Source organism: Iodobacter sp. BJB302, from assembly GCF_002735645.1.
Classification (GTDB): domain Bacteria; phylum Pseudomonadota; class Gammaproteobacteria; order Burkholderiales; family Chitinibacteraceae; genus Iodobacter.
Genome location: NZ_PDZG01000143.1, coordinates 1 through 3,018, shown reverse-complemented (window position 1 = coordinate 3,018; position 3,018 = coordinate 1). Strand labels below are relative to the sequence as shown.

Genomic DNA, 3,018 nt, shown 5'->3' with positions numbered 1-3,018 from the left:
CAACGCGTTCAGTTCAATAGAAGAAGTAATGTATTACTTTGTTGCGGTCTCAAATTTATCTCTAATCTGGGTAGATTATATACCGTCGCACACACGCGCTTCAGGTTATAGGATCAAGCCTTACGGGCAATTAGTATCGGTTAGCTTAATGCATTACTGCACTTCCACACCCGACCTATCAACGTCCTGGTCTCGAACGACCCTTTAAAAGGCTTAAAGCCTTGGGGAAATCTCATCTTGAGGCGAGTTTCGCGCTTAGATGCTTTCAGCGCTTATCTCTTCCAGATTTAGCTACCCGGCGATGCCACTGGCGTGACAACCGGTACACCAGAGATCTGTCCACTCCGGTCCTCTCGTACTAGGAGCAGCCCCCCTCAAATTTCCAACGCCCACTGCAGATAGGGACCAAACTGTCTCACGACGTTTTGAACCCAGCTCACGTACCACTTTAAATGGCGAACAGCCATACCCTTGGGACCGGCTACAGCCCCAGGATGTGATGAGCCGACATCGAGGTGCCAAACTCCGCCGTCGATGTGAACTCTTGGGCGGAATCAGCCTGTTATCCCCGGAGTACCTTTTATCCGTTGAGCGATGGCCCTTCCATTCAGAACCACCGGATCACTATGTCCTGCTTTCGCACCTGCTCGACTTGTCTGTCTCGCAGTTAAGCCGCCTTATGCCATTACACTATCAGTACGATGTCCGACCGTACCTAGGCGACCTTCGAGCTCCTCCGTTACAATTTGGGAGGAGACCGCCCCAGTCAAACTGCCTACCATGCACGGTCCCCGATCCGGATAACGGACCAAGGTTAGAACCTCAAAGGGGTCAGGGTGGTATTTCAAGGTCGACTCCACACAGACTAGCGTCCATGCTTCAATGTCTCCCACCTATCCTACACAAACCACTTCAAAGTCCAATGCAAAGCTACAGTAAAGGTTCACGGGGTCTTTCCGTCTAGCAGCGGGGAGATTGCATCTTCACAAACATTTCAACTTCGCTGAGTCTCAGGAGGAGACAGTAGGGCCATCGTTACGCCATTCGTGCGGGTCGGAACTTACCCGACAAGGAATTTCGCTACCTTAGGACCGTTATAGTTACGGCCGCCGTTTACTGGGACTTCAGTCAAGAGCTTGCACCCCATCATTTAATCTTCCAGCACCGGGCAGGCGTCACACCCTATACGTCGTCTTTCGACTTTGCAGAGTGCTGTGTTTTTGATAAACAGTCGCAGCCCCCATTTCTCTGCGACCCATTTCTGCTCCAGCCGCGAGGGCCTTCACATACTCTGGGCTCACCTTCTCCCGAAGTTACGGTGATAATTTGCCGAGTTCCTTCTCCTGAGTTCTCTCAAGCACCTTAGAATTCTCTTCCTACCCACCTGTGTCGGTTTGCGGTACGGTCAATATAAAGCTGAAGCTTAGAGGCTTTTCTTGGAAGCATAGGATCAATCACTTCAGTCCGAAGACTTCGTCGTCACGTCTCAGCGTTATAGCAGCCCGGATTTGCCTAAGCCACACGCCTACTCGCTTAAACCACCTATTCCAACAGATGGCTGACCTACCTTTCTCCGTCCCCCCATCGCACTTTATATCGGTACGGGAATATTAACCCGTTGTCCATCGACTACGCATTTCTGCCTCGCCTTAGGGGCCGACTCACCCTGCGCCGATGAACGTTGCGCAGGAAACCTTGGGTTTTCGGTGTGCGGGCTTTTCACCCGCATTATCGCTACTCATGTCAGCATTCGCACTTCCGATACCTCCAGCATCCTTCTCAAGACACCTTCGCAGGCCTACGGAACGCTCCTCTACCATATGCACATCGTGCATATTCGCGTCTTCGGTTATCAGTTTGAGCCCCGTTACATCTTCCGCGCAGGACGACTCGACCAGTGAGCTATTACGCTTTCTTTAAATGATGGCTGCTTCTAAGCCAACATCCTGGCTGTCTATGCCTTCCCACCTCGTTTTCCACTTAACTGATTATTTGGGACCTTAGACGGCGATCTGGGTTGTTTCCCTCTTGACCATGGACGTTAGCACCCACAGTCTGTCTCCCATGCTCGCACTTGACGGTATTCAGAGTTTGCCATGGTTTGGTAAGTCGCGATGACCCCCTAGCCATAACAGTGCTTTACCCCCGTCAGTGATACATGAGGCACTACCTAAATAGTTTTCGAGGAGAACCAGCTATTTCCAAGTTTGTTTAGCCTTTCACCCCTATCCACAGCTCATCCCCTAATTTTGCAACATTAGTGGGTTCGGACCTCCAGTGCGTGTTACCGCACCTTCATCCTGGCCATGGATAGATCACTTGGTTTCGGGTCTACGCCCAGCAACTATGCGCCCTATTCGGACTCGGTTTCCCTACGCCTCCCCTACTCGGTTAAGCTTGCTACTGAACGTAAGTCGCTGACCCATTATACAAAAGGTACGCAGTCACCCCATTTTGCAAGGGCTCCCACTGTTTGTATGCATCCGGTTTCAGGTTCTATTTCACTCCCCTCCCGGGGTTCTTTTCGCCTTTCCCTCACGGTACTGGTTCACTATCGGTCGATGATGAGTATTTAGCCTTGGAGGATGGTCCCCCCATCTTCAAACAGGATTTCTCGTGTCCCGCCCTACTTGTCGCATGCTTAGTACCAACCAATCTCTTTCGTGTACGGGGCTATCACCCACTGTCGCCAGACTTTCCAGACTGTTCCACTAAAGTTTGATTTATCACATGCAGGCTCTTCCCATTTCGCTCGCCACTACTTTGGGAATCTCGGTTGATTTCTTTTCCTTCGGCTACTTAGATGTTTCAGTTCGCCGAGTTCGCTCTACATCACCTATGTATTCAGTGATGAGTGACCCAAAAGGGCCGGGTTTCCCCATTCGGATATCACGGGATCAAAGCTTATTTGCCAGCTCCCCCGTGCTTTTCGCAGGCTAACGCGTCCTTCTTCGCCTATCATCGCCAAGGCATCCACCAGATGCACTTAGTCGCTTGATCCTATAACCTCAAACACGT

At 51.0% G+C, this 3,018-nt stretch carries 1 rRNA gene; it reads right to left on the bottom strand.

Annotation, left to right across the window (positions count from 1 at the left end):
- Nucleotides 1-109: 109 nt before the first annotated feature.
- Nucleotides 110-3,000 (bottom strand): 23S ribosomal RNA (locus CSQ88_RS22105).
- Nucleotides 3,001-3,018: the final 18 nt, after the last annotated feature.